This window comes from Paucibacter sp. B51 (genome assembly GCF_027863535.1).
GTDB lineage: Bacteria > Pseudomonadota > Gammaproteobacteria > Burkholderiales > Burkholderiaceae_C > Paucibacter_A > Paucibacter_A aquatilis.
The window spans coordinates 4224382-4244476 of sequence record NZ_JAPIVN010000001.1; the positions used below are offsets into that span (position 1 = coordinate 4224382).

Below are 20095 nucleotides of genomic sequence, written 5' to 3' on the forward strand. Positions count from 1 at the left end.
TATGCTCCCCCGACAACCGATCCACGCCGCCTCCATCCCTGCCATGTCCGACACGCCTGCCGCCGATCCTCGCGCGCCCCGCATCCACGCCCTGGCCGATGTGCAAAGCCCGCACATCGGCGCCGGCACGCAGATCTGGCAGTTCTGTGTGGTGCTGGCCGGCGCGCGCATCGGCGCGGACTGCAATCTCAACGCCCAGGTGTTTGTGGAAAACGATGTCTGCCTGGGCGACCGGGTGACGGTGAAAAGCGGCGTGCAGCTCTGGGATGGGCTGAGCGTGGCCGACGATGTCTTCATCGGGCCCAATGTCAGCTTCACCAACGACCGCACGCCGCGCTCCAAGCGCTATCCGGCCGAGTTCCAGCGCACCCGCATCGAGCGAGGCGCCTCGATCGGGGCCAATGCCACCATCCTCGGCGGCGTGACGATTGGGGCGGGCGCCTTGATCGGCGCCGGCAGCGTGGTGACCCGCGATGTGCCCGCGGGCGAGTTGTGGGTGGGCAACCCGGCCCGCTCCCGCGGACCGGCACCAGCCTGAGCCTTCAGGCCCGGGCTGGCATCACACGCTGGCTCGAACGACCTGGATCAGGCGCTCGACCTGGGCCTCACTCATGCCCGGCCACAGCGGCAGGCTCAGCACCCGGGCATGGATGGCCTCGGCGATGGGAAAGTCACCGGGGCCATAGCCCAGCTCGGCATAGGCCGGCTGCAGATGCGGCGGCACCGGGTAGTGGATCAGGCTGCCCACGCCCTGGGCCTCGAGCGCGGCGGCCAGGCGGTCGCGCGCCTCATGCTGCACCACAAAGAGATGCCAGGCAGAGCGCAGGCCCTCGGGCTCGACCGGCAGCTGCAGCGGCAGGCCGGACAGACCATCGCGCAGCTGCGCCGCCAGGCGGCGGCGCTCGTCGGTGGCCGCCTGCAAATGCGGCAGCTTGGCGGCCAGCACGGCGGCCTGGATCTCATCCAGGCGCGAGTTGATGCCCTTGACTTCGTTGTGGTACTTGATGCGCGAGCCGTAGTTGCGCAGCACGCGCAGCTGGGCATCAAGCGCCGCATCGGCCGTGGTGACACCGCCGCCATCGCCCATGGCGCCGAGGTTCTTGCCCGGGTAGAAGCTCCAGGCCGAGATGTCCGCCAGGCTGCCGACGCGGCGACCGCGGTACTCGGCCGCATGGGCTTGGGCGCAGTCGTCCAACACCTTGAGGCCGTGGCGGCGGGCCAGGGCCACCAAGGCATCCATCTCGGCCGGCAGGCCGTAGAGATGCACTGGCAACAGCACCTTGGTCCGGGGCGTGATCGCCGCTTCGACGCGGGCCGGGTCGAGGTTGTAGGTCTGCGGGTCGGGCTCCACCGGCACCGGCCGGGCGCCGCACTGGCTGACCGCCAGCCAGGTGGCCACATAGGTGTTGCTGGGCACGATGACCTCGTCACCCGGGCCCACGCCCAGGGCGCGCAAGGACAGGGTCAGCGCATCCAGGCCATTGGCGACACCGGCGCAATGCTGGGTCTGGCAAAAGCGAGCGTAGGCCGCCTCGAACTGCTGCAGCTCCTGGCCGAGCAAAAACCAGCCGCTGCCAGCCACGCGCAGCAGGGCCGCGTCGATCTCGGCCTGGGCGCTGCGGTAGGCCGGCTGCAGGTTGAGGAAAGGAATCTTCGCCATCTCGCTCATGCCTGGGCTCCCCCGGTGGCCTTGGCTTCCTTCACTGCAGCCAGGAACTCGTCGTAGTTGCGGATGTAGTCTTCGGCGCTGTAGGTGTCCGAGGCCAGCACCAGCAAGACGGCGTCGGGCGAAAACTGGTACTGGATGCCCCAGACCATGGGCGGGATGTGCAGGCCCAGGCGGGCGCTGTCGAGCAGGATCTCGTCGCGGTGCTGGCCGTCATCGACGACGATGCCGACCGAGCCCTTCACGCAGACCAGGAACTGGTGGCAGGCGCGGTGGGCATGCTCGCCGCGCACCTCGCGGCTGGGCACGTCGTAAACCATGAAGAAGCGCTGCGGCTGAAAGGGCAGATGGCTGCCGATCTCGCCAAAGCTGAGGGCACCGCGCAGATCGACGATCTTGGGCAGGCGGTGCAAGGTGGCGCGCGCCACGCTGAGCTGTGGCAGGCTGTCGGCCGACAGGGCTGCAGCCCGGGCGGCCGAAGCCTGGCCTGGCAAGTCCACGTGGGGTGTGTCCACATAACCGGTGATGTGGGCGGGGTTGCCGGCGACGATGGCATTGGGTGGCACATCACGGCTGACCACGGCGCCGTCCATCACCAGGGCGCGTGCGCCGATGGTCACACCCGGGCGAATCGTGGCGCCTGAGCCGATGCTGGCGCCCTGGCGCACCCGGGTTTGCACAAAGGCCTCGGGCCGCTGCTTGCTGCGCGGGAAGGGATCGTTGGAAAAGGTGACGTTGGGGCCGACGAAGACATCGTCTTCGATGCGCACCCCGTCCCAGAGCTGCACGCCGCATTTGATCGTCACCCGGTCACCGACTTCGACATCGTTCTCGATGAAAACGTGGTCGCAGATATTGGCATCGCGGCCGATGCGGGCGCCCGGCAGCACATGACTGAAGGCCCAGATGCGGCTGCCCTCGCCCACCGCCGCGCTCTCCAGCAAGGCCATGGGGTGGACATAGACGCCCGGCGGCGATTGCGGTTCAGGGGTCAAGATCGGTGCATTCACGTTGCGGCTCACTCCTGGCTGGCTGGTCGCGCTTGGGTCTCAGGGGCACGGCCGGCGCCGCACCCGATGCTGCGCAGGATACTGGATGCGCTGTCCAAGGAAGCTACGACAAAGAGGGTTGGAGCCCGGCTGTTTACCCCAATGCTGGCCGCGCGGAGAGGCGCGGCACACCCTATAGACTCAGGTTTAGGGAGCGAATCCCGGCTGAATCCGGCGTTTGGGCCCGGCGGGCTTGCGCTCCAATGCAAGCCAAGGCTGTGGCGCACGCGTTTTCGGACGCTCCAGCGAGAAATTGAACCAGCGAAAGTGCAAACACCCATGAAAAAAGCGTTCATCACCGGTGTGACGGGGCAGGATGGCTCCTACCTGGCGGAATCCCTGCTGGCCAAAGGCTACGAGGTGCATGCCACCCTGCGCCGCAGCTCGGTCTTCACCTCGGCGCGCATCGACCACCTGCTCGAGCACCAACGCTTCAAGACCTACCACGGTGACCTGACCGACTCCAGCAATCTGCACACCCTGCTGTCCAAGATCCAGCCTGACGAGATCTACAACCTGGGCGCCCAGTCCCACGTCGCCGTGTCCTTCGAGGTGCCCGAGTACACCGCTGAGGTCGATGCCCTGGGCACCATCCGCCTGCTCAATGCCATCAAAGACCTGGGCATCAAGCCGCGCTTCTACCAGGCCTCGACCTCCGAGCTGTTCGGCGGCTTGCCCGAGACCGCGCCGCAAAGCGAGAAGACGCCCTTCTACCCCAAGTCGCCCTACGGCGCGGCCAAGCTCTATGCCTACTGGATCGTGGTCAATTACCGCGAGAGCCATGGCCTCTATGCCTGCAACGGCATCCTGTTCAACCACGAATCGCCTCGCCGCGGCGAGACCTTTGTGACCAAGAAGATCACCAAGGCCGTGGCCCGCATCTCCCAAGGCCGCCAGGCCGTGCTCAGCCTCGGCAACCTCGATGCCAAGCGGGACTGGGGTTATGCCAAGGACTATGTGGAAGCCATGTGGCTGATGCTGCAGCAGGAAAAGGCCGATGACTATGTGATCGCCTCGGGCGAAACCTACACCGTGCGCCAGTTTGTGGACATGGCCTTTGCCGAAGTGGGCATCGAGCTGGACTGGCAAGGCGAAGGCGTGAACGAGCGCGGCCTGGACCGCCGCACCGGCCGCCCCCTGGTGGTGATCGATCCGCGCTACTTCCGCCCGGCCGAGGTGGACCTGCTCTGGGGCGACGCCAGCAAGGCGCGCGAAAAGTTGGGCTGGACCTCCAAGACCTCGATCCGCGACCTGGTGCGCATGATGGTGCAGTACGACCTCAAGAACGAAACCTACGGAGGCCATGAGCCATGATTCTGGTCACCGGCGCCACCGGTTTTCTGGGTCGACGCGTCTGCCGCCTGCTGGACGCCCAGGGCCAGCCCCATCTGAAGACCTCCCTGTCTCTGGGTCTGGACCTGCGCGACCCCATCGCCACGGAGGCTTTTTTTGCCGCCCACAAGCCCAGCCAGGTGATCCACTGCGCGGCCTTTGTCGGCGGCATCCAGTTCGGCTACAAGCATTCGGCCGAGCTCTTTCACAACAACCTGCAGATGACGCTGAATCTGCTCGCCAGCGCCCAGCGCCACGGCGTGCAGCGCATCGTCAACCCGATCTCCAACTGCGCCTACCCGGCCAAGGCCACGCTCTTCAAGGAAGACGAGTTCTGGGACGGCCCCCTGCATGACTCCGTCATGGTCTACGGCTTTGTGCGCAAGGCCTCCTGGGTCGGCGCGCAAGCCTATGCCCAGCAGTACGGGCTCGATGTGATCAACCTGATCCTGTCGAATATGTACGGCCCCGAGGATCATTTCGAGGAAGTGCGCTCCCATGCCCTGGGCGCCCTGGTGATGAAGTTCGCCCGGGCCAAGAAGCTGGGCCTGCCTGAGGTGGTGGTCTGGGGCAGCGGCACGCCGGTGCGCGAATGGCTGCATGTGGACGATGGCGCGCAAGCCCTGGTCCGCGGCCTGGCTGCGCCGCGCTGCGAGCAGCCGGTCAATATCGGTGTCGGCCGCGGCATCTCCATCCTGGCCACGGCCGAGATGATCCAGCGCGAGATCGGCTACACCGGTCGTCTGGTGCTGGACCCGAGCAAGCCCGACGGCGCCCCTTACAAGACGGTGGACGGCAGCCGCGGCCAGGCCCTGCTGAACTGGTCCCCCGAGATCGATTTTGAAGACGGCGTGCGCGCCACCATCCGCTGGTATCTGGAGCAAGAAGCCCATGGCAGTCACTGAAATCAAGCAAGGCGAGCTGGTGCTGGCCCGCCACATCCCGGCCAGCGTGGCCTGGAGCGGCGGCCTGCAGTTCTTTTCCCCCGAGGGTGACTACCAGCAGGTGGGCACCTGGGGCTATGAGCAGGGCAAGACCTTGCTGGCCCACAGCCACAATGAAGTGAGCCGCGAGGTGCTGTGGACGCAAGAAGTGCTTTACATCCGCGCCGGCCGGGTGCGCGCCGAGATCTACGACACGGCCGATCAGAAGGTGGCCGAGCTGGAGGCCGGCGCCGGAGACATCCTGGTGCTGCTGCGCGGCGGCCACGGCTATCACATCCTGGAGAACGGCACCCAGGTGCTGGAGATCAAGAACGGCCCCTATGTCGGCGCCGACGCGGACCGGAGGCGGCTGTGAGCGCGGCAGCAATGGGCGAGACGGGCGCGCTGATCAAGGTCCATCTGGGCTGCTGGCACCGGGTCATCCCCGGCTTCGTCCATGTGGACCTGTGCGACATGCCGCACATCGACCACAAATCCGGCATCGACGCCCTGCCCTTCTTGGCCGACAACTCGGCCTCGTTGATCTACTGCAGCCATGCGCTGGAGTATTTCGACCGCGACCAGGCCAGTGAGGTGCTGAAAGAGTGGCACCGGGTGCTGGCCCCGGGCGGCGTGCTGCGCCTGGCCGTACCGGATTTCCAGGCCCTGATCCAGGTCTACCAGCAAACCGGCGAGCTGGCCCGGGTGCTGGGCCCGCTCTACGGCAAGATGGCCATCCAGACCGAGCAAGGCCCGGCCACCCTGTATCACAAGACCACCTACGACCAGGCCAGCCTGAGCACCCTGCTCGAAGCCTGCGGCTTTGTCGCCCCCGAGCGCTGGGACTGGCGCCAGACCGAGCATGCCGCGGTGGACGACCACTCGCAGGCCTACTTTCCCCACATGCAAAAGGACACCGGCATCCTGGTGTCCCTGAACCTGCAGGCGCGCAAGCCCACCTGACCCCGCCATCATGAGCGACACACCAGAATTCATCCCCCAGATGCGGCCGCTGTTCGGCGGCGAGGAAAAGGCCGAGCTGATGGCCTACCTCGACGAAGACGGCTTCTTCACCGAGTTCAAGAAGACCGAGGCCTTCGAGCGCCAGATCGCCGAGTTCACCGGCGCGCGCCACTGCATCGTCGTCAACAACGGCACGGTCTCGCTGACCCTGGCCGCCATCGCCGTGGGCGTGGGCCCGGGCGATGAAGTCATCGTGCCCGACTACACCATGATCGCCACGCCCAACTCGGTGAAGATGCTGGGCGCGCAACCGGTGTTCGTCGATGTCGACCCCGACACCCTGATCCTGGACCTGGCCGCCACGCGCGCCGCCATCACGCCCAAGACCCGCGCCATCATGCTGGTTTCGGCCAACGGCCGCGCGCCGGCCTGCGGCATCGCGGCCTTCGAGGCCCTGGCGCGCGAAACCGGGGTGGCCCTGATCGAAGATGCCGCCCAGTCCCTGGGCTCCGTCTACCCCGACGGCCGCCACATCGGCCGCGCCGGCGCCATCGGCAGCTTCTCCTTCTCGGCCCCCAAGATCATCTCCACCGGCCAAGGCGGCGCCCTGATCACCGACGACGATGCGCTGGCCGACAGGCTGCGCCGCCTGAAGGACTTCGGCCGCGCCGCAGGCGGCACCGATGTGCATGACAGCATCGGCTACAACTTCAAGTTCACCGAGCTGCAAGCCTGCGTCGGCCTGGCCCAGATGCGTCAGCTGCCCGGCCGCATCGAGCGCAAGAAGGAAATCTGGCGTCGCTATGCCGAAGGCCTGGCCGGCATCCCCGGCATCCAGCTCTTCGCCCATGACCTGAGCCTGTGCACGCCCTGGTTCATCGACTGCCGCGCCGAGCGCCGCGATGCCCTGGCCGCCCATCTCAAGGCCCAGGGCATCGGCACCCGCACCATGTACCCGCCCATCCACCAGCAGAAAGCCTACGCCTTGCCCGGCCATCATCCGGTGGCCGAAGAGATCGGCCGCTCGGGCCTGTGGCTGCCGTCCATGATCCAGCTGAGTGACGCGCAGATCGAGCGCATCTGCCAAAGCATCCGCAGCTTCTATCTGGGCTGAGCGATCGGGGCCACGAGGCCTCGCCCGCAACAAAAACACAAGGGCCACGCGGCGCAAACCGCGTGGCCCTTTTGATTGAGAGACCCGCAGCCGGCCGCTTCAGATCGGCAAGCTCAGGCGGTACGGGATCGAGAAGACGTTCTCACCCAGGTAGACAAAATCACGATCGCGCCCGGCGATCGCCTTGAGGAAGTTCTTCGAGGTCCCCTGGCCAGGCAGGGCCCAGTCGTGCAACTCGATGGTCATCAAGGGGAAGGCATCGATCCAGTCGACGTTCTCTTCGAACAGCACCGACTCATAGCCTTCGATGTCCACCTTGATCATGAACGGCAGGAAACCGGCCGACATCGGGTACTGCTGCAAGAGCTCGGGCACCGTGATGGTGGCAATGCCACCGCCCGCGGCGGCGCGGGTCTGAAAACCCACGGGATCGGTGTCGGGGTTGCTGATCTCCACCGCCTCCTGGCGGCAGCTGGCGGCGCGCTGGAAGGCCGTGATCTGCGGGCGTGACAAGGTGTTGGCCACCAGGCAATCAAAGTTGCTGGCTTCCGGCTCCACCGCCAGCACCTTGGCCTTGGGCCACTGCAGACTGAAGTACAAGGCGCTGAGCCCCACATTTGCGCCCAGATCGATGATCAAGGGCGTCCAGCCCATCTGCACCGCAAAGTTGTAGAACTTGTTCAGTTCGGCCGCACGTTTGAGGCGGGCCACGGAAAATACCTGCGCACCGAAGATCTGTTCAAACAGCGGAATCTCGTACTTGTCGGCGCGCAGGCTGACGGTTGCGCTCTGGTCACCCAGGGTCACCGTGCGGGTTTCGATCATGTCAGAGCCCTCCTGAGACTCGAAATCATGGGGCTGAGCTCGGCATCGGATGCGGCCTCAGAGCACATCAGCCGCGATCTTCTGGCGCACCGCCGGAGGCACAAAGTCAAAGATATTGGAGGCCAGCATCAGATCGCCAGGCTTGCTGTCCAGCGCCTCGATGCTGGCCACCACGTAGCGGGTTGGCGTGTTCAGCAGCAGATTGCGCACCTGCAGGTAGGCGCCCTCGCTGGACAGCCAGGAGCCCTCGCCGTTGATCAAGCAGTTGGAATCGATGAAGCGCTCCTGGTTGGCATGGAGGTCCAGGCGCGCCGCCACATCGATGCGGTTGTCGCCGACATTGCGCATGCCCCAGACCTGCAGGCCGCTGCCTTGCAGACGGGCGAACAACAGGCTGCGCAGGATGTTGAAAATATCCTCACCGTACAGCGCGCCCACCTCGGCCGCCTGGCGCACGCGCGCCTCAAACGGCGTGCGCGCATCGATCTGAAAGCGGTCACCTGGCAAGGCCTCGACCTTGGCCAGCAGATAGGCCTGCAGGAAATCACGCCGGCTCGGCGCGCCCTTGATCAAGCGGTGCACCGTCTGGGCAAAGCTGACGGTGAAGGGGTTGACATCGAACAGCACCAGCTCGGCCAGGCCCTGGCCGCTGCAGGCCTGCATCTGATCGAGGCTGAAAAAGCCGCCGCAGCTGGCAAACAGGCTCTTGCCCACATAGCGGCCGCGGGCCGCGTGAAGCTGCTGGATGTGGCGCTGCACCAGACTGACGGCCTCGGCCGTGCCCAGGTAGACATCGTTCCAGCTTTGGAAGGAATGTTTGCCGCCCATTTGCGCCGTCAGGCCCACCTGGCCGTAGAAGCCGGCCACATCGTCCCAGCGCAAGGCCTGGCTCTTGCCGGCCAGGGTGAAGAGCACATTGCGCTCGGGCGACTGCCAGCCCGGCAGTCGCTGCAGGGGCGAAACCTGCAAGCTCAGCAGACGGGCCATGCTGTAGAGCTGCTCGCTGTTCAGGCAATTGGCGATGCAATGATCGATGCGCACCGCTTCGCTGACCTCCCAGTCGCTGCTGGCCGCGTTGTGCTCCAAGATGTGGACCTGCTCGAAATGCTGCAGCGCCCAGCGCAAGGTCTGGATGAAACGTGCCTGCGGCACGCCACAGCCCAGCAGCACATGCAGGAAGCAATGTTGGATACCGGCGAACTGGGCCGGATCGGCCGCCAGGGCTTCATCGACAGAAACGTTGACGCGTTGAACCTCCAGCTCGCTGAAACCGAAGGGCCGCACATGGGTCACCTCGACAAAGCGGGCGCCACCGATGGCCTGGGCACTGGCCTGCAGCGCGATCTGGTGCGGGTCGGCCGGACGGCCGGCCACGGCCGTGCTGGCCGGCTGCGGCGCCTCGGCTGCGGCAGCGGTGGCATGCGCGGCACCAAAGCCTGCCGGCACACGCCCCATGCGGTGGGCGGCAAAGTTCTCATTGCTGAAGCTGGCCTGGCCGAAACACAACACCGGCTGGCGCAGCTTGCCCAGGGGCAAGGTGGCGAGCGAGGCGATCGACCAGCCGGCGCGCAGGCCCGCCTCGGTCTCGTGGCTGGCCAGATAGGCCTCGTCGGGCGTGGCCATGCCGATCAGCTTCATTTCACCGACCTGCTCCAGCGCCCGCATGCGGGTGACGCCATAGATGCGATGGGCATTGAAATGGGTCAGGTCCTGCCCCACCGGCACGGCGACGGCGCACATGCCATGCGGAGCAATGCAACGCGACATCAGCAAGAAGGTGTAGAGGTCGCCCAGCGGCATGAAGCGGTCGCCGTAACGGCCCAGGCCCGAGTGCTCGATGGAGCTGTAGGACAGCACCATGTCATAGGCCTGCTCATGACGATCCAGCTCCTGCAGGTATTGGTCCCAGGTGATGGTGCGCACGGGGGTCGGGCTGCGCAGCTCGCCGTCCCAGTGGATCTCGCGGTACTCGACCGTGGTGACTTCGGCCGCGCCGAACAGGCAGCACAGCAGCTCCAGCCAGTAGGTCTCGGAACCAATCACCAGGATCTTGCTGCCGCGGATATGGCTTTGCAGCTTGGCGATCTGGGACAGGGCCTCCGGGTAGGGGCACAGGGTGCGGAAATCGGCCTCGGTGAAGCGCGACAGCCCGGCCTCCACCCATTGATTGAAACGCTCGGCATCCCAGTGCAGCACCGGCGTCGAGCTGCTGACCATGATCATGCGCTCGAGAATGGGGGTCTTGTAGCCCAGGGTCTCCCAGTAGATGAACTCGGGCGGCACGGTTTCCAGCGGCGCCGGTCCGGGCTCACCCTGAACGGCGCTGAGCGGAAACTTGGCGCCGCCGCGCGGCAGCATCTGGGTGCAGCGCTGCACAAACAGGCTGTTGACCTGCTCCAGGGCCGAGAGCGGCGCAGCAGCCGGCGCGGCCACCGTGGCGGCCACAGGCGCAGCCGCCTCTTGCAGCACGCCGTGCAGATGACGCGAAATCTCGGCAAAGGTGCTGCCCGGGTGGAAAACCACCAGATTGACGCAGGACAGCAGGTAGATGTCCTTGAGCGCATCGACACCATGGTCGGCGCTGACGGTGTAGCTGTCCGGATCACCCCAGACTGCCTTGCCCTCGTTGAGCTGCAGATGCAGGCGGTCGTGGCGGCTCATCAGCTGGCTGGGGAACAGCTCACGTAAGCCCTGCTCCAGCTGCGCGTCTTCGGTCGAGAGGAAGAACTTTTCGCCGCGGTCCACGCCGATGCGATCGCGGATCAGGCCGCTGTAGAGATCGAGCGCGTCCTTGAGCCCGAAGTCAGTGCCGCGGGCATGCACGCCCTTGGTCTGCAGGGTCAGGCCGTGCTCGGCCGCCTGAGCCAGCACCTGGTCGCGGATGTCTTCGGCCGGCACCAGGCTGCGCAAGGCAGCGATCGACAATTCCCGCGGCACGCAGTCCAGATAGTCGTTGTCGTAGACGATCACGGTCTCATGCGGATCATCGAGCCTGAGCGCCTGGGCATGCTGGGGCGTCGAGAATTGCGAGACCTTCAGCAGCTGATCGCGCCCGAAACGCTCGGCCTCGCGCGTGACCCCATGGCCGGGCCCCTTCTCGGTGAACAAGGCCACACTGCGGCCAGCCAGAGCCTCGATTTCGGCCAGGCTGATGGGGTCGAACTGGTTCTGGTACAGGCGCTCCAGCGGCGTCAGGCAGCCGTTGGGGGTGATCGAATCCCAGTAGACGCGCAGCTTGCGCCCGGTCAGACGGCAGTAGGCAATGGCCGCGGCCAGGGGGCGCAGGCGATTGCCCAGGCCACTGGTGCAGTAGGCGATGAAGAACTTGTCAGCCATGCTCGGGTCTCCGTGCGAATCCAGGGGGTATCCCCGCAGTATCCCGGCGCCGTCACGGTGCGAAGCAGCAAAAAGCCGGGACAAGCCCGGCCTTTCAAAAACGGCATTCCGTCACGGCAGCCCTGCCCCGGGCGCCGGGCGGCCGGCTCACGGCCCCCACTCGAAGCCGAGCAGGCTATTGGGCAGGCCGGCATCCAGGCTGTCATGCCGGCTGCCCTGCACCCGGGCGCGGCAAGGCGAGCCCGTCTTGAGCGCAATGGCCGACTCCAGCGCCGCCACATCGGCCAGCGGCGCGGATTCCGAGGCCAGCACCAGCATCTGCCCTTGCGGCTTGAAGGCTCCCGCCACCAGGCTCAGCAAGGGCTTGAGCAGGCGGCCCGAGGCACCCAGCACCACGATCAGGTCAAAGCCGCCATCGTCGGGGCGGAAGGCCAGCTCGCCGCCTGCCAGCTGCTCGGCCCGCAGCTCGATGCGGGTGCCGACGCAGCCGGGCAAAAAGGCGCAGAGCGCCGCCTCAGCCCGCGCGCGCTCCTCGGCCTCGAAGGCCGCGGGCTCGGCGCCGGTGATGCTCACCAGCAGCAAGCGCCCGGGCTTGCCCCGCCAGGGCGTCAGCCAGTCGTTGAGCGTGGCCGCCACCTGGCGGCGCGGTGCCACCTGGGCACCCAGGCTGGAACCGGCCTGGTAGCAGAGGTACTCGAACAGCTCCAGGCGTGCGTTGTAGCTGCGGCCCTCGAAGCGGCCATGGTCCAGGTAATGCTGGCGCGGATTGGCGCGCGCCGCCGGGTCCTGGCGGTGCATCCAGGCGTAGCGCACCGCGTCGAAGTTGGCATGCACGCGGTTGGGCTGGATGTTGGCGCTGTTCTGGATCAGGTCGTTGTCATGCTTGAGCCCGGGCAGGTAGTCGATCTGGGCCTGGGCGCAATGGATGGCGAAATCAAACGACATCTGATCGCGCTTGCAGAAATTCAGGATCTGCTCCCACCAGATGACGCCGAACTTCACCAGCACCGGGTGCATGTGCTGACGCAGGATGACGGTGCAGGTGCTCAGCGGCGTGATGTCGCTGAGCGGCATGCGGGTGGCGTAGAAATCCAGCTGGGCGCTCAAGCGATCGACCGATTCATAACCCAGCTGCACGATGGCCTCGGCCTCCTGGCGCGGGTTGCTGCGCGTGGTGTGGCGGAAGGTGCGAAAGGCGTAGGGGCTGGCGCACTGCAGATCGGCCGCCCGTGGCATGCGCTTGAAGCGCACGATGTTGTCGACGTAGAGGCTGTACTCCCAATCCGGCAGGTACTCATGCGGCAAGGCCTTGGGGCGACGCGAGAGCTTCTCAGGTGGCAGCGGCGTGTCGTCGAGGTAACGGAACTCCCAGACCGGGCTGCGCAGCGCGCGGTTGTCGGTGAAGCAGACGAAGCCGATGTCGAGATCGGTGTCATCGCGCGCACGCTCCAACTCGGCCAGCGGGTCACCCAGCGGCTCCTTGGAGCCGGTGAGCACGGTGTAGATGACCAGGCGGGGGCGTCGAGCTTGGGGCGTCGTCATGGGCGGGATTGTGTCAGTCAGTGAGGCGCAAGGCCGTTCAGCGCAGCGGCGTCATCACGCCACGGCCCATGGACCACATCATGGCCACCGCCTGCTGGCCGTCGAACAAGGCGTTGACATGGGCCACGCGCAAGGAGAAGTAGTCCGACTCGCTGCCCATCACATCGAAGAGCGAGCGGCGGCCCAGCTGCTGCCACTGCTGGAGGGTGGACACGCGCAGGCGGTCGCTGTTGCGCAGGATGTCGACGATGCGGCGTGCACGGTCGAAGGACGACACGGCCGATTCGTGGATGTCGATCAGTCGGTAACGCCGCGCCTCGATGGCATCCTCGCGCTGCAGACGGGCGGCCTCGGCGCGCTTGCGGGCCGAGTTGATGGCCGGCTCGGCCGTGGCGTTGTAAATGGGCATGGAGACACTGAGGCCCGCCGACCATTCCGCGCCCTTGCCAAAGCCGGCGATGGCTGCGCCGGTGCCGGTGACATTGATCTGGGGTTTGAAGCTGGCCGCCACCGAGTCGGCGTAGCTGGACTGGGCCTTGGCCTGGGCATCGAGCTGGGCCACATCGGGCGCGCTGACCACATCGCGCTGCATCTCTTCCAGATCCGGCACCTGGGTCAGCAGGGCCGAGTAGCTGGCGCTCGGTGGCAGGTTGTCGCCGACCAGGCGGCGCAGGCGGGCCTCGGTCTGCGTCAGGGCCGATTGGGTCTGCTGCACAGCCAGCTCGGCCTGCTGGCGATTCTTGACCGCCTGCACCAGCTCGCTGGCACGGCCGCGATCGGCCTTGACGATGGTGTCCAGCGCCTCGACCAGGCAGACCATCTTGCGAACGTACTGGGCATAGACCTGACCTTGCAGCTGGTAGCGGCTGCGATCCATGGCCAATGACACGGTCTGCAAGGCCAGCTGCTGCTCGGCATTGACCAGACCCAAGCGAGCCGACTCGGCCAGTTGGTTGCGCCAGTTGGCCAGCATGCTGTTGCGGCCAAAGTCGTAGAGCGGAGCGCTGACCGTGAGGCTTGCACGGCCCTGATTGCCGTGGCTGACCGGCAGATCGCCGGCCTTGACACCCACATGGGCCAAGCTGCCCGAGAGATTGACCTGCGGCATGCGCGCGGCACGGGCCTCTTCCCAATCGAGTCGTGCAGCCTGGGCCAGCATGGTGGCTGCGCCCAGCGCCTGGCTGCGCTTGAGGGTCAGGTCCACCAACTCCTGCAGCTGGCTGCGCGGGTCGATGAACTGGGTGTCCACCATGCGGGTGTCGCGACCACTGCTGCTGGGCAGGGCGTCTTCTTCGCCGCACTGGCTTTGGTTGGCAGGTTTCTCAGCCGCGGCCGGCGCTGCGGGCGCCGTCGCGGCTTTGCTCGTCTTGGCCGGGGCTTTGCCCGCGGCCTTGCTGTTCGGTGCGGCTCCCACCATGCCGGATGGGCCCAAGACCAGCGTCAGGCCGGCCAGCAAGGGCAGGACGAGACGGTGCAAGGCTCGGCGAGCAGGAGGGCGCAAGGCGGTCTGAAGAGGTTCGGTCAGCATGACCGCTACTTCATCACAGCAGCCTCATCGCGAAGCCTGGAACAGCGCTCGCATGACGCCGCAAATCGACGGTTCCCTGGGGCAGCCTGGAACGCGCACTTGCGCCGCACTCGGCGTCAGCGTCGGCTCAGCGTTCGCTCATCGCCTCGCGCGCCTTGAGCATGGGGCGCAGCAGGAAGCTCAGCACCGAACGTTCACCGGTCTTGATCTCGACGGTTGCGCTCATGCCCGGGATCACCTGCACCGCCTCACCCTTGTAGCGCAGGGTGCTGCGTTCGGAGCGCACCAGCGCGCGGTAGTAGCGGCCCGAGCCTCCGGCCTTGTCGGACTCACCCAGGGCATCGGGGCTGATGTACTCGACCCGGCCCTCCAGGCCCCCGTAGATGTTGTAGTCAAAGCCCTGCAGCTTGACCTTGGCCTTCTGGCCGACGCGCAGATAGCCGACCTCAGCCGGCTTGATGCGGGTCTCGATCAATACCTCGTCGGTCAGGGGCACGATCTCCATGATGGGCGCGCCGGTGGTGATGACGCCGCCCAAGGTGTTGGCCCGGATGTTTTTGACCAGGCCGTGAACGGGCGAAGTCAGCACGGTGCGTTTGATGGCGTCTTCGCGCACCACCATTTGCTCGTCCTGGAGTGCGAGATCGTTCTGCAGCTTGACCAGCTCGGAGCTGGCCTCCTGGCGGAAGCGGCTGATGCGCTCGCTGCGCTGCTGCTGCAGCTCGTTGATCTGGCGCGAGAGATGCATGACCTCCACATTCGACATCAAGCCCTTGGCCGCCATGTCCTGCGAGATCTTGAGCTCGCGCGCCAGCATGCCGATGCTGCGCTCCAGGCTGGCCACCGCCTCGCTGAGCAGGCGCTGGCGGGCCTGATACGCACCGGTCTCGGCCGCCACGATGGCGGGCACGGCCTTGAGTTCCTCGGGAAAACTCAGCGCCTGGTTGTTGGCTTCGGCGGTCAGACGGGCGACCGTGGCCTTGGAGGCCAGGCGTTTGACATTGCCTTCGCTCTGTTGTGCTTCCACCCGGGTCGGGTCGAGCTTGGCCAGCACCTGGCCTTCCTCCACCTCCTCGCCCTCGCGCACCAAGAGCTCACGCAAGATGCCGATTTCCATGCTGGCGATCACCTGCTCGCGCCCATCGGGCACCACGACGCCGTCGCTGCGGCTGAGCTGGTCGACCTGGGTCAGGCCCGCCCAGATGATGGCAATCACCAGCGCCGCCAGCAACAGGTAGAGCGCCCAGGTGACACGCGGCAAGGGCTCATCGATATGAGCCGCCGCCAGGCTGCTCAAAAACTCTTGGTCGCCGCGGGCTGTGTTCATCGCAGCCATCCCCTGCCCTTGATGTTGCTGTTGTCGCTGAAGCTGCTTGTCATGAAAAACTCAAAAAGACACCGTCACTCAGCCTCAGACCGAGGCCGAGCGCTGCACCGGCTGCGCGGCCGGGTGCATGTGCAGATTGGAGGCAGCCTCGGCGCCGGCCGCTGCCGGCTGGGCCGGACGCACGCCCGAGAGCGCGGCCAGCACCTGGTCACGCGGGCCATCCATGACCAGGCGGCCAGAATCCATGACCATGATGCGCGTGACCAGCTCCAGCACGGCCGGGCGGTGCGTCACCACCACCAGGGTGCACTCGCCGGCGGCGTCGCGCAGCTGGCGCAGGAACGCGACCTCGGACTGAGCGTCCATGGAGCTGGTCGGCTCGTCCATCAAGAGAATCTGCGGTTTCGTGACCAGGCTGCGCGCAAGCGCCACCAGCTGCCTCTGGCCGCCCGAGAGCAGGCTGCCCATTTCACCCACGGGCAGATCCCAGCCCATGGGGTGGCCGGCCACCACACGGTCCAGGCCGGTCAGGCGCGCCACCTCCACCAGACGTGAGGCATCCACATGGGCACGGCCCATCAGCACGTTGTCCCGCAGCGTGCCATGGAACAGGCGTGGGTCCTGCGACACAAAGCCGACCCGGGCACGGAACTCGGCCGGGTCGATCTGGCGCAGGTCGATGCCATCGACCTCCACCATGCCCTCGGACGGCAGATACAAGCCCGCCAGCATGCGCAGCACCGTGGACTTGCCACTGCCGATGCGGCCCAGCACGGCCACCCGCTCGCCGGCCTTGAGCCGCAGGCTGACCGAGCGCAGCACGCGCGGCGCATTGCCCTCGCCTTCCATCGGGTAGGAGAAGCTCACGTCATGCATGCCCAGGCTGCCCGAGACGCGCGACAGCGGCACATAGTTGCGGCTGGCATCGCGCTCGGTCGGGCGTGACATCAGCTGATTCAGCGCAATGAAGGCCGCTTGCGCGCTCTGATACCGCGCCGCCAGCCCCACCACACTGTTCAGCGGCGCGATCGCGCGGCCCGCGAACATGATGGCGCCCATCAACGCACCGGCGCTGATGATGCCGTCTTCAATCAAGTAGACGCCCCAGACCAGCATGACCAGGGTGATCACCTGCTGCATGCTCATGGCGATATTGCTGCTCAGGCTGTGCAGGCCGCGGCTGCGCATGGAGGCTTCGGCGGCAATCGCCGTGCTGACCTCGTAGCGCTGCAGGAAACGGCCTTCAGCGCCAGCGGTCTTGAGATCTTCCAGGCCTTCGATGGCCTCGACCAGCGTGCCCTGCAGGTCGGCCGATTCATTCATGTGCGTGCGCACGGCCTTGCGCATCTGGTTCTTGATGGCAAACGTCAGGCCCAGCACCAAAGGGATGGCCAGCACGATCACCCAGCCCAGCGGCCCACCGACCACAAAACACATGGCCACGAAGAGCACGATGAAGGGCAGATCGGTCACCACCGTGACGCTGGCCGAGGCGAAGAAGTCGCGCACCACCTCGATCTGGCCGATGGTGCTGGCATAAGAGCCAGCCGAGGCCGGGCGGTGCTCCATGCGCACACCCAGGGTCTGGCGGAAGAGCTTGGAGCCGATGATGAGGTCGGCCTTGCGCCCGGCGATGTCGATCAGATGAGCGCGCAACTGCCGCGCGCTGAGGTCAAACACCACGGCCAATCCCGCGCCGATGGCCAGAGTCCACAGCGTCACGAATGATTGGTTGGGAATGACCTTGTCGTAGATCACCGTGGTCACCAGGCCGGTGACCAACATCAGCACATTGCTGAGCAGGGCTGCCACCATGGCGGCGCGGTAGTAGGGAATGAAACGCTTGAGCGTGCCCCAGAGCCAGTGGCTGCCATCGGTGCGCAGCAGCGGCTCGCCGCGGTTCTGCGCCTGTGAGGTTTCGGGCAGGGTCAGCAGCATCAGGAAGCCGCTGTACTCGGCCTCCAGTTCCGAAGCCGAAGCCGTGCAGACATTGGCATCGGCGCCCGGGAATACCACCTCGAACTGGTAGTCCCCACCCGGTTGGGCCGGATCCAGGCGCCGCACCAACACACAGGCATCGCCGCCATTGAGCAACATCACCGCCGGCAGCAACAGCGGGTTCACATCCTCGATCTTCTTGCGCACCAGGCCGGCGCTGTAGCCGGCTTCGCGCATCACGCGCAGGGCTTGATCGGGGCTCAGCGGGCCACCGCCGGTCAGCCCGGCGCACAGCGATTCGGCCGAGCGGGCCCGGCCATGGTGCTGGGTCATCCAGACCAGGGCATGGAGCAAGGGGTTGCCGATGTCGGACGCCGCCTGGTCCTGCCAGCTGTCGTCGGGCCCGTTGGCTTCTTCGGCAGGCGCGCTGCGATCCACAGCCAGGTAGATCCCGGGCTGCGCGGCCGGACGGCCGCCGTCGAAGAATGAATCGTGTCGCTGAGTCACTGTCGTCCTTCAGCCACGCCTTCAGGCCTTTTTCTGCTTCTGGCGCTGCGCCACCGCCATGGTTTCGAGCTTGTTTTCAAGATCGCGCACCAGGCCCGGAATGTCGAACAGTGTGGACTCGCGCCCTTGTTCGCGCAAGAAGCGCTTGTAGGAGCGGGCGCGGGCCGGGTTCTGGCCGATCTGCACCGCTCGCTGCTCGTACTCTTCCAGCGAATGGGTCACCAGATCGGGCAGGCCGACATGGGTCAGCAGGCTGCCGGCCATGCGCGAGATGTAGGTGCGGCCCGAGCGGGTCAGGATGGGCGTGCCGACCCACAAGCAGTCGCTGGCCGTGGTGCCGGCGTTGTAGGGGAAGGTGTCCAGCACCAGATCGGCCAAGGCAAAGCGCGCCACGTACTCCGGCGGCGCTACACGCGGCGCAAAGATCAGGCGCTCGGGCGCAATGCCGTGCGAGGCCGCCACCTTGAGCATATTGGCATGCGACCAGGGGTTGTCGGCCAGCAGCCAGAGCACGCTGCCCTCCACCTGCTTGAGCACACGCATCCAGGCGTGGAACATCTCTTCGCTGAACTTGTGGTTGTTGTTGAAGGAGCAGAAGACAAAAGCGTCTTCCGGCAGTTGGTACTGGGCGCGGGTGGGCTCGGGGCCGACCAGGCGCTTGCGGTCGCTGATCTGGTAGCAGCGGTCCAGGTAGATGGGCTTCTCGGTGCAGTAGGGCAGGTACTCAGTGGGCATGACGAAGCGGTCGGCAATCATCCAGTCCACCCCCGGCAGGGCCGAGGTCGCCGGCAGCCCCATCCAGCAGGCCTGAATGGGCGCGGGTCGGTAGGCCAGGATATTGGGCCGTGCGCCGTTGGTCAGGCCTTGCAGGTCGATCAGCACATCGATGCCCGCAGCGGCAATCGTGCGCGCCGCCGTCAGGTCGTCCATGCCGTGCAGGCGCACATGGTGGTCGAAGGACTTGACGATGCGCTCGCGCAGCGGCGTGCCGTCGTCACGGCTCCAGCAAAAGCCGAAGACCTCGAAACGGCTGCGGTCGTGCAGCTCGTAGAGCTCGGCCGTCATCAGGCCGACGGCATGCATGCACAGATCGCCCGACAGGTAGCCGATGCGGATGCGCCCGTCACGCGGGCGCTGGGCTGCGGCCAGCTCGTGCAGGGGGCGGTCCTTGTAATCGATCACCTTTTCATGGACAAAGCGCTGCGCCACCATCAGCTGCAGCGCCGGGTCGTCGCTGGCGCTCAGCATGGCCAGCAGCGAGGTGCCGACCAGCAGCTGGTTCAGCGTCACCTCACCGACCGGCTGGTACACCGGCCAGGCGCATTGCTTCTGGCGGATGTGCACATAGTGCTGCAGCACACTGCCCTGGCGCGGGTTGATCTCCAGGCTGCGCACCATCAGTGCCTGCGATTCGTCGTAGCGCTTGAGGTTTTCCAGCAGGCGGGCGCCGTTGTTCAGGGCGTGGAGCAGCAGTTCCTCGCCATCGCGTCCCTTGGCCTGCACGCGCAGATCGTCGTAGACCAGGCGCCATTGCTCCAGCGCCTCCTCCTGGCGACCGAGCTGCTCCAGCTGATGGCCCAAATTGAGGCGGGCCTGGACAAAGTTCTCGTTGAAGGCCAAGGCCTTGCGGTAGACCTGCTCGGCTTCGGCATGGCGGTTCATCGCTCCCAGCAGCGTGCCCCAGTTGTAGCAGGCCACATGGGCCAGCGGCGACGGGGTGGTCTCCACCCAGACCTGGTAGAGCAAGGCCGCCGCTTCCAGCATGCCGGCCTGCTGTAGATGGCTGCTGCGGTCCATCAGCTCGGGCAAGCCCATCTGGCCGCTGCGGGCGCGGGCCAGCAGTTGCTCCACCTCGGGGATGGCGGTATTCGGCGTTTGGGTCGGCGGGGTGGACAGATCCATGGCTGTGCAGACCGCGGGCAAGGCGGCTGAGAGTTGGGCGACGTGACGACAAGGAACGAGGAAAACGGCGACTCAGGTCCGCCCGGCACCGCAGTGGCCCGGGGCGGATTGACGCACGACCTGATGTTAGGAGCGACGGCCCC

At 66.3% G+C, this 20095-nt stretch carries 15 protein-coding genes; 6 read left to right on the plus strand and 9 right to left on the minus strand.

The features are described from left to right. Nucleotides 1-43 precede the first annotated feature (43 nt). Entirely contained in the window at nucleotides 44-538 is a 495-nt protein-coding gene (locus OOB33_RS17780; protein WP_271009644.1) for an acyltransferase, read from the plus strand. A gap of 21 nt (nucleotides 539-559) precedes the next feature. On the opposite strand, the gene OOB33_RS17785 is transcribed toward OOB33_RS17780, so the two are convergent. Continuing rightward, complete coding sequence (locus OOB33_RS17785; protein ID WP_271009645.1) at nucleotides 560-1669, minus strand: DegT/DnrJ/EryC1/StrS family aminotransferase; 1110 nt, start codon at nucleotides 1667-1669, stop codon at nucleotides 560-562. Further along, complete coding sequence (locus OOB33_RS17790; RefSeq protein WP_271009646.1) at nucleotides 1666-2676, minus strand: WxcM-like domain-containing protein; 1011 nt, start codon at nucleotides 2674-2676, stop codon at nucleotides 1666-1668. The genes OOB33_RS17785 and OOB33_RS17790 overlap by 4 nt, the downstream gene beginning before the upstream one ends. A 318-nt stretch (nucleotides 2677-2994) precedes the next feature. Between OOB33_RS17790 and gmd the strand changes: the two genes are divergently transcribed. From gmd to OOB33_RS17815, 5 genes are read left to right on the plus strand one after another with little or no spacing between them, the layout of a single operon-like run. After that, on the plus strand, nucleotides 2995-4029 hold the full coding sequence (gene gmd, locus OOB33_RS17795; protein ID WP_102766923.1) for a GDP-mannose 4,6-dehydratase: 1035 nt from the start codon (nucleotides 2995-2997) through the stop codon (nucleotides 4027-4029). Beyond that, on the plus strand, nucleotides 4026-4952 hold the full coding sequence (locus OOB33_RS17800; protein ID WP_271009647.1) for an NAD-dependent epimerase/dehydratase family protein: 927 nt from the start codon (nucleotides 4026-4028) through the stop codon (nucleotides 4950-4952). The genes gmd and OOB33_RS17800 overlap by 4 nt, the downstream gene beginning before the upstream one ends. Beyond that, entirely contained in the window at nucleotides 4939-5346 is a 408-nt protein-coding gene (locus OOB33_RS17805; RefSeq protein ID WP_102766925.1) for a hypothetical protein, read from the plus strand. The genes OOB33_RS17800 and OOB33_RS17805 overlap by 14 nt, the downstream gene beginning before the upstream one ends. Further along, nucleotides 5343-5933 (plus strand): class I SAM-dependent methyltransferase, encoded by a 591-nt coding sequence (locus OOB33_RS17810; protein ID WP_271009648.1) that lies wholly within the window; start codon nucleotides 5343-5345, stop codon nucleotides 5931-5933. The genes OOB33_RS17805 and OOB33_RS17810 overlap by 4 nt, the downstream gene beginning before the upstream one ends. 10 nt (nucleotides 5934-5943) lie before the next feature. Continuing rightward, nucleotides 5944-7047 (plus strand): DegT/DnrJ/EryC1/StrS family aminotransferase, encoded by a 1104-nt coding sequence (locus OOB33_RS17815; RefSeq protein WP_271009649.1) that lies wholly within the window; start codon nucleotides 5944-5946, stop codon nucleotides 7045-7047. A 99-nt stretch (nucleotides 7048-7146) separates the two neighbouring features. Here the strand turns inward: OOB33_RS17815 and OOB33_RS17820 are convergent, their stop codons facing one another. From OOB33_RS17820 to OOB33_RS17850, 7 genes are all read right to left on the minus strand, one after another. After that, nucleotides 7147-7872, minus strand: a complete 726-nt coding sequence (locus OOB33_RS17820; RefSeq protein ID WP_102766927.1) for an FkbM family methyltransferase — start codon at nucleotides 7870-7872, stop codon at nucleotides 7147-7149. 57 nt (nucleotides 7873-7929) lie between these two features. Then, on the minus strand, nucleotides 7930-11208 hold the full coding sequence (locus tag OOB33_RS17825; protein ID WP_271009650.1) for a DUF268 domain-containing protein: 3279 nt from the start codon (nucleotides 11206-11208) through the stop codon (nucleotides 7930-7932). Between the two features lie 147 nt (nucleotides 11209-11355). Further along, entirely contained in the window at nucleotides 11356-12750 is a 1395-nt protein-coding gene (locus OOB33_RS17830; RefSeq protein ID WP_271009651.1) for a glycosyltransferase domain-containing protein, read from the minus strand. A 37-nt stretch (nucleotides 12751-12787) separates the two neighbouring features. Then, complete coding sequence (locus tag OOB33_RS17835) at nucleotides 12788-14278, minus strand: TolC family protein (RefSeq protein WP_271009652.1); 1491 nt, start codon at nucleotides 14276-14278, stop codon at nucleotides 12788-12790. A gap of 127 nt (nucleotides 14279-14405) precedes the next feature. Continuing rightward, nucleotides 14406-15605, minus strand: a complete 1200-nt coding sequence (locus OOB33_RS17840; RefSeq protein ID WP_271009653.1) for an HlyD family efflux transporter periplasmic adaptor subunit — start codon at nucleotides 15603-15605, stop codon at nucleotides 14406-14408. A gap of 84 nt (nucleotides 15606-15689) precedes the next feature. Next, the gene (locus tag OOB33_RS17845; protein ID WP_102766932.1) at nucleotides 15690-18050 is read right to left on the minus strand and encodes a type I secretion system permease/ATPase; all 2361 of its coding nucleotides are present in this window, start codon (nucleotides 18048-18050) and stop codon (nucleotides 15690-15692) included. Between the two features lie 21 nt (nucleotides 18051-18071). Next, complete coding sequence (locus OOB33_RS17850) at nucleotides 18072-19952, minus strand: O-linked N-acetylglucosamine transferase, SPINDLY family protein (protein WP_171829152.1); 1881 nt, start codon at nucleotides 19950-19952, stop codon at nucleotides 18072-18074. Between the last annotated feature and the right edge of the window lie 143 nt (nucleotides 19953-20095).